General features: G+C 34.4%; 13 protein-coding genes. 6 read left to right on the top strand and 7 right to left on the bottom strand.

Translation table 11 applies throughout. The features are described 5' to 3' along the window. Nucleotides 1–42 precede the first annotated feature (42 nt). A complete protein-coding gene (locus tag H5V42_RS10930; protein ID WP_185783208.1) occupies nt 43–582 on the top strand; it encodes a hypothetical protein in 540 nt (179 codons plus the stop codon). Nucleotides 583–635: 53 nt separating this feature from the next. Here the strand turns inward: H5V42_RS10930 and clpX are convergent, their stop codons facing one another. The 7 genes from clpX to H5V42_RS10895 all read right to left on the bottom strand — a co-directional run bounded on the left by clpX (nt 636) and on the right by H5V42_RS10895 (nt 7,629). Further along, nucleotides 636–1,871 carry an ATP-dependent Clp protease ATP-binding subunit ClpX gene (clpX, locus tag H5V42_RS10925; RefSeq protein ID WP_185783207.1) on the bottom strand — a complete coding sequence of 412 codons (1,236 nt, stop codon included), beginning with the start codon at nt 1,869–1,871 and terminating at the stop codon, nt 636–638. Nucleotides 1,872–1,915: 44 nt separating this feature from the next. Further along, nucleotides 1,916–2,596, bottom strand: coding sequence for an ATP-dependent Clp endopeptidase proteolytic subunit ClpP (clpP, locus tag H5V42_RS10920; RefSeq protein ID WP_185783206.1), 681 nt, complete (start codon nt 2,594–2,596; stop codon nt 1,916–1,918). Nucleotides 2,597–2,681: 85 nt separating this feature from the next. Continuing rightward, on the bottom strand, nt 2,682–4,004 hold the full coding sequence (tig, locus tag H5V42_RS10915; RefSeq protein ID WP_185783205.1) for a trigger factor: 1,323 nt from the start codon (nt 4,002–4,004) through the stop codon (nt 2,682–2,684). Between the two features lie 91 nt (nt 4,005–4,095). Further along, a complete protein-coding gene (locus H5V42_RS10910; RefSeq protein ID WP_185783204.1) occupies nt 4,096–4,446 on the bottom strand; it encodes a phage holin family protein in 351 nt (116 codons plus the stop codon). Nucleotides 4,447–4,498: 52 nt separating this feature from the next. Further along, complete coding sequence (locus H5V42_RS10905) at nt 4,499–6,019, bottom strand: G-D-S-L family lipolytic protein (RefSeq protein WP_185783203.1); 1,521 nt, start codon at nt 6,017–6,019, stop codon at nt 4,499–4,501. A gap of 126 nt (nt 6,020–6,145) precedes the next feature. Beyond that, nucleotides 6,146–6,916 (bottom strand): alpha/beta fold hydrolase, encoded by a 771-nt coding sequence (locus tag H5V42_RS10900; RefSeq protein ID WP_185783202.1) that lies wholly within the window; start codon nt 6,914–6,916, stop codon nt 6,146–6,148. Beyond that, nucleotides 6,916–7,629 carry a pyridoxine 5'-phosphate synthase gene (locus H5V42_RS10895; protein ID WP_185783201.1) on the bottom strand — a complete coding sequence of 238 codons (714 nt, stop codon included), beginning with the start codon at nt 7,627–7,629 and terminating at the stop codon, nt 6,916–6,918. Before H5V42_RS10895 ends, H5V42_RS10900 begins: the two co-directional genes overlap by 1 nt. 91 nt (nt 7,630–7,720) lie before the next feature. Between H5V42_RS10895 and H5V42_RS10890 the strand changes: the two genes are divergently transcribed. The 5 genes from H5V42_RS10890 to bamA all read left to right on the top strand — a co-directional run bounded on the left by H5V42_RS10890 (nt 7,721) and on the right by bamA (nt 13,420). After that, nucleotides 7,721–8,377 carry a CBS domain-containing protein gene (locus H5V42_RS10890; protein WP_185783200.1) on the top strand — a complete coding sequence of 219 codons (657 nt, stop codon included), beginning with the start codon at nt 7,721–7,723 and terminating at the stop codon, nt 8,375–8,377. 1 nt (nt 8,378) lies between these two features. Then, nucleotides 8,379–9,260 (top strand): NAD kinase, encoded by an 882-nt coding sequence (locus tag H5V42_RS10885; RefSeq protein WP_185783199.1) that lies wholly within the window; start codon nt 8,379–8,381, stop codon nt 9,258–9,260. Between the two features lie 106 nt (nt 9,261–9,366). Further along, nucleotides 9,367–10,056 carry a type IX secretion system protein PorG gene (porG, locus tag H5V42_RS10880; RefSeq protein WP_185783198.1) on the top strand — a complete coding sequence of 230 codons (690 nt, stop codon included), beginning with the start codon at nt 9,367–9,369 and terminating at the stop codon, nt 10,054–10,056. 3 nt (nt 10,057–10,059) lie between these two features. After that, nucleotides 10,060–10,800, top strand: coding sequence for an isoprenyl transferase (locus tag H5V42_RS10875; RefSeq protein ID WP_185783197.1), 741 nt, complete (start codon nt 10,060–10,062; stop codon nt 10,798–10,800). Then, entirely contained in the window at nt 10,772–13,420 is a 2,649-nt protein-coding gene (gene bamA / locus H5V42_RS10870) for an outer membrane protein assembly factor BamA (protein ID WP_185783196.1), read from the top strand. Before H5V42_RS10875 ends, bamA begins: the two co-directional genes overlap by 29 nt. Nucleotides 13,421–13,486: the final 66 nt, after the last annotated feature.

Raw genomic sequence — 13,486 nt, 5'->3', positions numbered from 1 at the left:
GTGTGTCATGTTTGTCACTCAAATCTTACAATTCTAATCATTATGACAGAAAAACTAGTAATACTTTCAGATATGTGGGGGGTTAAGAAAGGCCTCTGGATTACCTCTTATTTTGGATACCTTCAGCAATATTATGATATCGAGTTTTTTGACTGTCAACAATTGGCTGGTATTAATGAGTTAGTGGGTTCAAAAGAGAATTTACACAAGGCATTTGTTAACGGAGGTATTGATACCGCCGTAGCGCATTTACGTAAAAAGGTAACTGAGGACACTCACATTTTAGCGTTTAGCACTGGTGGCACCATTGCTTATAAAGCTGCTTTAGAAGGTTTGCCAGTAAAGTCTTTAAATCTTGTTTCGGCTACAAGAATTCGCTTAGAAAATGAAAAGCCAAATTGCCAGATTAACCTGTTATATGGTGGTAATGATGAATTTGCTCCCAATAATGAATGGGCTGATAAATTAGGAATTGAGCTAGACTACGTATCTAATTTTGGCCATGAAATGTATACTGATGAGAAAATTATTGATATGGTTTGTGGTCAACTACTAAGCAAAGCTGTTAAGAAAGCTGTTTAACGTAACAGTTCTTTAGATAAAAAAATAAAAAAGAGGCTATTGGCCTCTTTTTTTTATGATACAGCTTTTAATTTTTTAATCGTCTCCATGGAGAGTTTTTCTTCTGCATATGCTTTACTAACCTTAAATTCTTGGTCTTCTGTACTTGGTAATTCAAACATGGCATCTGTAAAAATTGCCTCGCATAAAGATCGTAAACCACGTGCGCCAAGTTTGTACTCTATGGCTTTATCTACAATATAGTCTAAAGCTTGGTCTGTAATGCTAAAAGAAATATTGTCCATAGCAAACAACTTTTCGTACTGCTTTATTATTGCATTTTTAGGTTCAGTTAAAATAGCACGTAAGGTCTTCTTGTCTAAAGGATTCATATGTGTTAATACTGGCAAACGTCCAATTATTTCTGGAATCAAACCAAACTCCTTTAAATCTTTCGGAATAATGTATTGTAACAAGTTTTCTTGGTCTAAGTTATCTTCTGCTTTAGAAGCACTATAACCAATGGCTTGCATATTCAAACGTTTAGTAATAATTCTATCAATACCATCAAAAGCACCGCCAGCAACAAAGAGAATGTTTTCAGTATTAACTTCTATGAATTTTTGGTCTGGATGCTTTCTTCCGCCTTTAGGTGGAACATTAACCGTGGTTCCTTCTAATAATTTTAATAAACCTTGCTGAACACCTTCACCTGATACGTCTCTTGTTATAGAAGGGTTGTCACTTTTACGAGCAATCTTGTCTATTTCGTCTATAAAAACAATACCACGCTCGGCTTTTTCTAGATTGTAATCTGCTGCTTGTAATAAACGAGTTAAAATGCTTTCAACATCTTCTCCAACGTATCCAGCTTCTGTTAGTACCGTAGCATCTACAATAGCTAAAGGTACATTAAGCATTCTTGCAATAGTTTTGGCTATTAATGTTTTACCTGTACCCGTTTGACCAACCATTACAATATTACTCTTTTGTATTTCTACATCTTGGTCTTTACCTTTTGGTTGTAATAATCTTTTGTAGTGATTGTAAACGGCAACAGACATTACCTTTTTTGTGCGTTCTTGGCCAATTACAAATGTGTCTAAAAACTCCTTTATTTCAATTGGTTTCTTTAGTACCAACTCTGATGAAAGGTCATTACTTTTAGATTGTTTTGACTCTTCAGCAACAATACTATAGGCTTGTTCAATACAGCGATCACATATATGTGCATCTAAACCAGCAATCAACAAATTGGTTTCTGGTTTTTTTCTACCACAAAAGGAACACTCTAAATTCTCTTTAGCCATATTTATGTTTTTCGGGGGATATAATTAAACCTGCAAGATCTTAATTAATTTCTTTCTCGCTGTAAAATTTCGTCAATCATGCCATATTCCTTGGCGTCTGGCGCTTTCATCCAATAATCTCTGTCACTATCTTCATAAACTTTATCAAAAGTTTGCCCCGAATGTTCTGAGATAATATGGTACAATTCGTCTTTAATTTTTAAAACCTCCTTGGCTGCAATTTCAATATCACTAGCTTGGCCTTGAGCACCTGATAAAGGTTGATGTATCATAACTCTAGAGTGTGGCAATCCACTTCTTTTGCCTTTTTGTCCTGCGCATAATAATACCGCTGCCATAGATGCGGCTATACCAGTGCAAATTGTGGCAACATCTGGTTTAATAAATTGCATGGTGTCATAGATGCCTAAACCGGCATAAACACCTCCTCCGGGTGAGTTAATGTAGATAGAAATATCCTTGTTAGCATCTGTACTTTCTAAAAATAAAAGCTGTGCTTGTATAATATTAGCCACTTGATCATTAATACCAGTTCCCATAAAAATGATACGATCCATCATTAATCTTGAGAATACATCAAAAACGGCAATGTTCATTTGTCGTTCTTCAATAATGTTCGGTGTCATACTTACAGGGTACATGCTACTGATTAATTTATCGTAGTACATACTGTTTACCCCTTGGTCCTTAGTGGCAAATTTTTCAAATTCCTTTGCGTAATCCATAGCTATTTTAAGCAGTTCTTAAATAAAAAAACGGTTCTGAAAATATTATTTTTCAGAACCGTAAAGATACTCATTATTTATAATGCTATTTGTAAGCCTCTTTTATAAAGTTCTCATAAGAAACCTCTTTAGTTTTAAGATTTGCTTTTTCTTTATAGAGGTCTAATAATTTTTGACTCATTAATTGTTCAGAAATACGCTTAACTTCTTCTTGATTACTCATGATTCTCATAGCAACATTTTCTAACTCCTCTTCTGTTGGGTTAGTGTGGCCATATTGAGCCATCTGAGATTTGATGAAACCTTTAGAAAATTCCTTTAACTCATCAAATTCAACTTTTATATCGTTGTCTTTTATTAGTTGTGCTTCAATTAGCTGATAACGTAAACCTTTTTCTGATTTTTCATATTCTTCTGAAGCTTCTTGGTCTGTTAGTGGATTTTCTCCACTTACCTGAATCCATTTTTTAAGAAAAGCAGCAGGAAGCTCAAACTTTGTGTCTTCTATTAGTTTTTCAGTAATATCATTCAATAATTTTTGGTCAGCTTGCTGTTCAAATTGTTTTTCTGAGTCTTCTTTGATTTTAGTTTTCATTTCTTCCAAAGAAGAAACATTGCCTTCACCAAATAGTTTATCAAAAAATTCCTGATTTAATTCTGCTAACTCTCTTTCGTTAATTTCTTCAATTGTAAAATCAACGTCAATATTTAATTTTTCTGCTTTATCTGATGCAATACCTAATGTAGAAGCAAGTAAATAATCTTCAGTAAATAAACCTTTAGTTTTTAAACTCACTGTTTCGCCTACAGTTTTTCCTACTAAAGCATCTATGGCTTTCTTGCTTTTTACTTTTGCTAATTCAATAGTTGTTTTGTTGTCTATTTCTTCAGCCTCGTTTTTGAAGGTACCAGTAACTTCAAAGTTTTTAGCAATTTTATTGTGGTTTACTAACTTACCATATTGCTTTTGTAAACGCTCTACTTGTTCGTCTACCATTTTTTTATCAGCAACTATTTTATAGCTAACTATTGCTTTTTTTGTTTTTAAGTTTACATCAATATCAGGTGCTAAACCTAATTCAAACTCAAAATCAAAATTTTCATCACTCCAATCAAAATCATCTTGTGGTTTAGGTAACGGGTTACCAAGAACATCTAATTTTTCTTCGGTAAGGTATTTGTTTAAATTGTCTTGTAAAAGCTTATTTACCTCATCTACTAATACAGCCCTACCATATTGTTTTTTGATTAAACCCATTGGAACTTGTCCTTTTCTGAAACCAGGAATATTTGCCTGCTTTCTATAGTCGTTAAGGATTTTGTTCACCTTGTCTTCATAGTCATCTTTGGTAATAGCAACTTTTACAATTGCGTTTAAATCATCTAACTGCTCTTTGGTGATATTCATCGTTACAAATTGATTTTAAAAAAGGATGGCAAAAGTAGTGCATTTTCTTTGATGCAGCAAGTTTTTATGCTCCTGAAAATCAATAAAGAAACTATGATTTTTTGTCCTCTTTTAAAAGTGAGAAGAATATAGATTGTAAGAATGAAAGCAAAAGGCTAAAAATAATTGCCCACCAAATATTGCTTACGGCAAAGCCATCAATAAAAGCATCTGCAAGCAGAATTATTATCGCGTTTATGAACAATAAGAATATACCTAAAGTTAAAATGGTAATTGGTAAGGTGAGGATGACCAAAATAGGCTTAACAATAAAGTTTAATAACCCTAATACAATAGCAACAATTAAAGCTACTGTAAAAGAAGTTACTGTTACTCCGGGTAGAACGTTAGCTAGTATTAAAACGGCTCCCGCACTTAATAATATTCTTAAAAGAAATTTCATAAAAAAAAAGGGCATCGTTAGGATGCCCTGTAAATATAGTATTTTCTTTAATTTATTCTAGATATAATCCCGTATAATCTAACGGATTAACGCCGGGTAAATTAGATTGAAATTTTGCGTTAATAGCCTCAACAAAGGCATTAGCTATAATTGCATAACCTCTGGGTGATGGGTGAACACCATCTAATGAAAATCCACCACCAGTACCAAATGTGCCAGTAACCACACTACCATCTGCTAGAACAAAGCCAGTGCTGTTTAATTCTAATAACAGACTGTTAGCATCTACTAATGCCAAATCATAAGCTGTTGCTAAATTACTTATAACTGCATTAAAAGCTATTACTGCTGAAGCTGCTGTTTCTTGCTCTTGAGGCGTAAGTACCCAATTATCAGCTAAAGGAATGGCTACACCATTTATAGATGTTGGATCAGCTTCATTAGCTAGCGTTCCTATAAATGCGCTTGATGGTAAAACTAATTTGTCTTCTGCAGTAGCCTGACGCATGTTTATTAATGCAGGACTTATTGCGGTTAAATCTGTTAAATCTTCATCAATAATTACTACAGCATTGGTTTCACCTGCCTCAAAACTTATGGTGCGTTGTTGTGCTTCTTCCATAGAAATTAATGGCGTTCCTAAAGGGTTTTGATCTGTGGCAAATGCTAATAATGCTTGATTGTAGCTTGCATAGGCTCCGTTTAACAATGTAGCGGTCGCGGCATCTAAAGGTACTGGGTTGTGAGGTACCGTATTTAAATAAGGTATAGTTAAGACATCTGGAATATTGGCTATAACACCATCTGCTCCATTAGCCTTCATTGTTTGAATAATGGCATCTATGGAACCAGCTACAACATTTGGGTCTGAAATATCTGAACCACCATATGTGCTTGGGTCTAGATTGCCAATTTGGTCAACCCCAGAACCACCTGAAACTACATAACCTAAAACATCATTATTACCAATCCAAAGTGAAAAGAAAGTTGCGCCAACGCTTGCTGCATCTCCTAAAACAGTGGCGTCAGCTGCTGTCGCCATTCTAGCGTAATACGGATTAGCTAACCCAGCCGCAACACCTGCAACATTGCCATAACCAGGAGCTAATAAATGATAACTTTTAGCTCCCGGAACGCCCATATTATTGAAAGGCCCTCCTACATTGTTTGATACCTCTGTTGAACCTTGTCCACTTACTGGAACTGGAGTTGGACTGCCAGAAGCAAAAGATAATATTAAACGATTTCCAGATATGGGATTACCACCAAGAGTAAGTCCACCAAGATTGTCTGCCATTAATGGCTGGGTAAACGCTCCACCTCCAGCTAGTGCAAAATTGCTTGCTAGCATATTAGGAAAAGATGCTTCTTGCCCAGATATAAAAAGAGCATTGTCAGAAAAACCGGCTGTTAAAGAATTACCTATGGATACATAATTAGAGAAATCTGCTGAACCACTGGTATAATTTACTGGGTCTTCCTGCACTATTGGGTCATCTGCCACTACATCGTCTTCTTGGCATGAAATCAACACTAGACTGCTAAGTGCTAGCAGGGAGAACATTTTTTTCATTTATTCTGAGTTTAGTTTAAGTTAAATTCTATGTTAATCCTTTGTAACCAAATCTATGTGAAAATTGCGATACCCGCAATTTTTACGGTAAAAAAATTATGCATGCATAATAAATAATAACCAAATTTAACTTTTTAGGAAATTTATGGTACGTTCAAAGAATTGTTTTGGATTTTCTGCATGCAGCCAATGTCCTGCATTGTCAATGGTTTCTAATAACGCATCTGGAAAGTAATTTTTTATGGTGCTCAAATCACTATTAGAAATGTATTCTGATTTATCTCCTCGTAAAAATAAAGTGTCCCCTCTATATATTTCTGAGTTGATTAAATTTTCACCAACTTCTTCCATCTTTTCTTTTAAAACATCTAGATTAAATCTAAACCCCAACTTTCCTTTTTCAACCCAATACAAATTTTTAAGTAAGAATTGTCTAATCCCAAAGTCTTTAAGATTTTTTGCTAAGGCTTCATCAGCTTCTTTTCTGGAATTAAGTTGAGATAAATCTAATACGGCTAAAGCATTTACAATTTGTTGATGGTGAGGGGGGTAAAACTTAGGGGCAATATCTGCGATAATTAGTTTTTTAACTTTATCTGAATAAGAACAGGCAAACTGCATGGCAGCTTTACCGCCCATAGAATGGCCAATCAAACAAACTTTTTCTAATTGATGATAATCCAAGTAGTTTTTCATATCATCTGCCAGAATTTGATAGTCAAATTCATTTGACCAAAAGCTTTTACCATGGTTACGTTGGTCTATTAAGTGAACCTGATAACCGTTTTCTGCATATTGAGAGCCTAATGTTTTCCAATTATCAGACATGCCAAGAAAACCATGAAGAATTAATAATGGTTCACCTGTGCCTAGTATGTTTGAATGTAAAATCTCCATTATTTTAATCGATGTATATACATGTTAACCACATTTTCTAGTCCCAAATAGATAGACTCACATATTAATGCATGGCCTATAGATACTTCTAATAGGTTAGGTATATTTTCTTTGAAAAATTTAATGTTATCTAAGTTTAAATCGTGCCCTGCGTTGATGCCCAATTTTAATTTGTTGGCAACTTCGGCGGCTTTTGTAAATGGAATTATGCCTTCTTTATTCCCCATTGCAAAAGCATGGGCAAAACTTTCAGTATATAATTCAATGCGGTCTGTACCAGTTTTAGCAGCGCATTCAACCATTTTGGTGTCGGGGTCTACGAAAATAGAGGTGCGAATTCCGTTAGATTTAAAAGTTTCAATTACTTCCTTTAGAAAATCTAAATGCTTTTCAGTGTTCCAACCCGCATTAGAAGTAATAGCGTCTTCTGCATCTGGCACTAAAGTAACTTGTGTGGGCTTAATCTTTAAAACCAAATCTATAAACTTGGGTATAGGGTTACCTTCAATATTGTATTCTGTGGTTACAACATTTTTTAAGTCTAAAGCGTCTTGGTATTTAATATGTCGTTCATCTGGTCTTGGGTGAATAGTGATGCCTTGCGCACCAAAAGATTCAATGTCTTGAACTGATTTTAAAAGATTTGGAACGTTTCCTCCTCTAGAATTTCGCAACGTAGCCAATTTATTGATGTTAACGCTCAGTTTGGTCATAGCTATTTTTATGGGATAACAGTTCACAAAAATACGAACTGGGCACAGCTTTTGATACGGTTAATTTGTAATTTGCAGAATATTTGGCGCTATGAACATCCAAAACCACATATTAACAACGCTTCCGGTATTTGAATTGAATGATTCAATTTCTAAGGTAATCGACTTTTTTGTTGAAACTACATACTCACATGTTGCGGTAACAGAGAATAATATCTTTATTGGGTTATTATCTGAAAATGACCTTGCTTGTTTTGAGTCTCATCAAAAAATAGAGCAATTTAGATATGATTTAGAGTCGTTTTTTGTAACAGCAGAAACGTCTTGGTTAGATGTTTTGGAAAAGTTTGCAAGAAATGAAGCTAACATTTTACCCATTTTAGATGAAGATAGTTTAGTTAAAGGTTATTATGATTTAAACCATGTGGTTTCTGAGTTTATAGGAACTCCTTTCTTTACCGAACCTGGAGGTATTTTAGTAGTGTCAAAGGGTATAAAAGACTATTCTTTTAGTGAGGTGGCTCAAATTGTAGAAAGTAATAATACTAAAGTTTTAGGCGCTTTTATTTCTGATAGTCAAAATGATGTAGTACATATTACCCTAAAAATAGGAGCTTCTAATTTAAATGAGGTAACGCAAACTTTTAGACGCTACAACTACAATATAGAATTTGGAAATACTGATGACCAATTCTTGGAAGACTTAAAACAACGGTCAGCTTATTTAGAGAAGTATTTGAATGTCTAGAATGAAAGTAGCTATATATGGTCAGGTTTACGAAGGGCAACAAATAGCCCCGGTATTAGACCTACTAGACGAACTGAAGAAAGCAGCTGCAGAGGTTTTAATTGAAGCTAATTTTTACGATTATTTAGCTGAATCTCTTGCACTGGGTAATTTTCAAAAATTTACGCAACACAAAGGTTTAGATTCCTCATTTGACTTGTTTGTTAGTTTTGGAGGTGATGGAACTATGTTGAGGGCAGTAACTTATGTAGCAGATTTGGGTATACCCATTGTTGGGGTGAATACGGGTAGGTTGGGTTTTCTATCCACTTTCGACAAAAATGAAGTTAGAAAGGTGGTTACTGAATTTCAAAGCGGAAAATTTTCAATTGAAGAAAGAAGTCTAGTTGAAATTGGCATTAGTGATCATACCGAAGAATTTAAAGAACTCAATTTTGCCTTAAATGAAATCACAGTAAGTAGAAAAGACACTACTTCTATGATTACGGTTGATACCTATTTAAATGGCGAATTTTTAACCTCTTACTGGGCAGATGGTTTAATTGTTTCAACACCAACTGGTTCAACTGGCTATTCTTTGAGTTGTGGAGGGCCCGTAATAGCACCAACTACAAAGTCAATAGTTTTAACACCAATAGCACCACATAATTTAAGTGCAAGACCATTAGTAATTCCAGATGATACTGAAATTAGATTAGTGGTTTCTGGTAGAGAAGAAAATCATTTGGTCTCTCTAGATTCTAGAATAGCTGCCATACCAAACGGAAAAGAAATTAAAATTAAAAAGGCCAATTTCTCTATTAAAATGGTCGAATATAAATCTGAAAGTTTCTTAAAAACCATTAGAAATAAATTACTGTGGGGTCAAGACAAACGTAATTAAGTTGTTAAGACAATAATTAGGTAAAAATCTTGTTTTAGAATGCAGAACATTTATGATGGTGAATACAGGTAAAATCCCAAAATACTTATCGGGTAAATTTTCAGCAATGAAAACATTTTATGCACTGCTAATAACATTTTTGATAGGTGTTAGTGCTAATAGTCAAACCTATGAAATTGGTCTTTTTGGCGGTGGCACTAATATGATTGGTGATGTTGGTAGAACAAATTATGTGCTTCCTTCTGGCATTGCTTTTGGCGGTATTTTTAAATGGAATAAAGCTAAAAGATATGCATTTAGGGCTAGTGTTATCAAAGGTAACTTTGTTGCGGATGATTCAAAGTCGAGTCAATCCGCTAGACAACAACGAAGATACCGGGTAGAAAACAGTGTTTTAGAATATTCTTTAGGCTTAGAATTAAATTTTGTTGAATACAATTTACACAAGCTAGGACCTGCTTTTACACCCTATTTGTATACAGGGTTAACATACTTTAGATACGATTTTAATTATATTGATGCAGCACAAATTCAGGATATTGGCCAAAAAGATGGTAGTTTTGCAATACCAATGACAGTTGGGGCCAAATATCGTCTGAGTCAATTTTTTATACTCGGAGCAGAAGTTGGGGCTAGATATACATTTACAGATAACCTAGATGCTAGCAATCCTGAAGGTTCAAATTTTGAACAATTTCGATTTGGAAATTTTTTCAGTGATGACTGGTACGTGTTTTCTGGTATAACTCTAACCTATACTTTTGGTCGCAAGCCTTGTCAGGATTGTTTTGAGTAAAAGATGCTAGACCTAACCCAAATAAATCAGAATAATTTACCCAAACACATTGCCGTTATTATGGACGGTAATGGTAGATGGGCTAAAGAAAGAGGCAAACTAAGGGTTTTTGGCCATGAAAATGGTGTAAAAGCTGTTAGAAAAACCGTTGAAAATTGTGCGCGTTTAAACATTAAGTATTTAACACTCTACGCCTTTTCAACAGAAAATTGGAAACGACCCCAAATAGAAGTTCAAACACTAATGAGGCTTCTAGTTTCATCATTACGTAAAGAACTTAAGACCTTAGAAAAGAATAATATTCGACTTAATGCTATTGGAAATTTAGATGCTTTACCTTCTAAAGCGGCCAAAGAATTAAAAGAGGTTATTGAGAAAACAGCAACAAATAAAGGCATGGTTTTAACCCTTGCTTTAAGCTACGGTTCAAGAAATGAATTGGTTTCTGCTGTTAAAAACCTTGCAATCAAAGTTAAAAATAACCTAATTTCGCCGACTGATATTGATGACAACCTTATAAATGAGCATCTTTACACGCATGACATGCCAGATGTTGACCTCTTAATACGAACTAGTGGTGAACATCGAATAAGTAATTTTTTGCTTTGGCAGATAGCATATGCAGAATTATATTTTATTGACGTATTTTGGCCCGATTTTAGTGAGAAGCATCTAGTTGAGGCTATTATCAGTTACCAAAAAAGGGAACGAAGATTTGGAAAGACAAGTGAACAACTTAGCTAAGGGAATTAAAAGAACTACACCACTTATCCCATTATTTATTATTACTTTTTTTATTGGGCATTTTACTATTGCTCAAGAATTATCGTTAGAAAACGCCAAGAAATATATTTTAGGCGGTATAGAAGTTACTGGTGTTAAAAGTTATAACGAGCAGACTGTAAAAACCTATACAGGTTTACGTATTGGGCAAGAATTAATGGTGCCTGGTGAAGAAACAGCTGCGGTTATTAAAAAACTTTGGGGACTAGAATTGTTTAGTGATGTTCAATTCTATGTAACTAAAATAGAAGGTGATAAAATATTTCTAGAATTAAATATTACCGAAAGACCAACCTTAACAGACGTTACCGTTTATGGTATAAAGGGTAGAAAAGTCGATGATATTCTCAATGATACTGACCTTAAAAAGGGTAAGAAAATTACTGAAAGTTTAATTGCCAACACAAAGTCTTACTTAGAAAATAAATATAAAAAGCAAGGGTTTTTAAATACAAAAGTAACCATTGCCACAGCAGTTGACACCTCAGAGACTAATGCTGAAAGCATGGTCATTAATATAAACAAAGGTGAAAAAGTAAAGATTAAGAAAATAACTTTTGACGGCAACACACAAGTTGCTTCAAAAAGACTTCGAAAATCTTTAAAAAAGACAAAGCAGAAAAAATTCTATAGGTTCTGGAAAAAATCAAAATATATTGAAGCAGATTACGAAGAAGATTTAGATAATCTAATTGATACTTACGCAGAAAGAGGCTTTAGAGACGCAAGAATTCTATCAGACACTTTTGTAAAGTTAGATGATAACAATATTGCTTTAAATATAAAACTAGAAGAAGGTAACAAATATTACTTCGGAGAAGTTGATTTTGTTGGTAATACGGTGTACACAGATAGGCAATTATCTCAAGTTTTAGGTATCAAAAAAGGAGATACGTATAATGGTGTATTGCTAAAAAAACGAATTGCCGATGATACAAAACCAGATGCTGAAGATGTTACAAACCTTTACCAAAACAACGGTTATTTGTTTTCTCAAATAAATCCAGTTGAGGTTTCAGCCGTAAATGATACTATTGATTTTGAAATTAGAATAATTGAGGGTAAAGAAACTTTCTTAAATCACATTACCGTTGTAGGTAACGATAAAACTAATGACCACGTTATTTTTAGAGAATTACGTACAAAGCCAGGTCAAAAATATAGTAAAGACAATATTGTTAGAACAGTGCGTGAATTAGGTCAACTTGGTTTCTTTGATGCTGAGCAAATTGCTCCTGATATTGAAAATCCGAATCCGAATGATGGTACGGTAGATATTAAATATAGTTTAGTAGAGTCTGGTTCTAGCCAAATTGAGCTTCAAGGGGGTTATGGCGGTGGCGGATTCATTGGAACATTAGGATTGTCTTTTTCAAACTTTTCAATACAAAACTTATTTAATGGTGAAGCGTATAAACCAGTGCCAATGGGTGACGGCCAAACCTTTTCTTTACGCTTACAAGCCAGTAGAACATTTAGAGTATACAGTTTAAATTTTGCAGAGCCTTGGTTAGGTGGTAAAAAACCAGTTCGTTTTAACTTATCGTTTTCTAGAACACAACAGTTTGCATCAAGTTTCAGTAACAACGGCCAAATAGACGTAAATAAAGACAGGGGTTTTTCTATAACAGGTATATCTGCCGGTTTAGCAAAACGAGTGCAATGGCCAGACGATTTCTTTACAATTTCACATTCTCTAGGGTACCAACTTTACGAATTTAATGACTATAACATTGGTCTTTTTAATTTTGGTAATGGTAGTTCAAACTCTTTGGCTTATACCATTGGAGTTTCTAGAAGTTCTCAAGGGCCAAGTAGAATTTTTCCAATGACAGGTTCAAATTTTGAAATTACCGCAAAGTTTACACCACCGTATTCATTATTTGGGAATAAAGATTTTAAGGCGCTTAAAGAACGAAGTGATGAACTAACAGAGTCTGCGCAAAATGGTACCGTATTAACTACAGCAGAAACTAACGAGCTACAAGAAATAGAAGAAGAACGTTTTAAATGGTTAGAGTACTATAAAGTTAAGTTTAAAGGTGATTGGTACACCAGATTAGTAGATAAACTAGTCTTGAGAACAAATGCCGAATTTGGCTTTTTAGGTAACTACAATAGTGATATTGGTGATGTACCTTTCGAGCGTTTTTTTGTGGGTGGTGATGGTTTAGGAAACTTTACACTTGATGGTAGAGATGTAGTGCAGTTACGTGGATATGAAAACAGTTCTTTAACACCTTTTAGTACAAACCCAATTACGGGCAATGTACAGCAAGATGGGGGAACTATTTATAATAAGTATTCAATGGAATTGCGTTACCCATTAACCTTAAAACCTTCGGCTTCTATTTATATGCTAAGTTTTCTTGAGGCTGGTAATTCGTTCAACAATTTTCAAGACTTTAATCCGTTTCAGTTAAAGAGATCGGCTGGAGTGGGGCTAAGAATATTTATGCCAGCGTTTGGACTATTGGGTATTGACTTCGGATATGGTTTTGACGAAGACTTAAATCCTTCATCTGCGGGTAATGGACCCAGTGGTTGGCAAACACACTTCATCATTGGTCAACAGTTTTAACACAGAAAATAGCGGTTACTTAAATTCGTAATTAATTCATTTTAAATTAGTTGTATTTTTGGCACG

The organism is Croceivirga lutea (assembly GCF_014235875.1).
Taxonomy (GTDB): Bacteria; Bacteroidota; Bacteroidia; order Flavobacteriales; family Flavobacteriaceae; genus Croceivirga; species Croceivirga lutea.
Note: the sequence above shows the minus strand (reverse complement) of the source record. Positions and strands in the feature narration are given on the sequence as shown.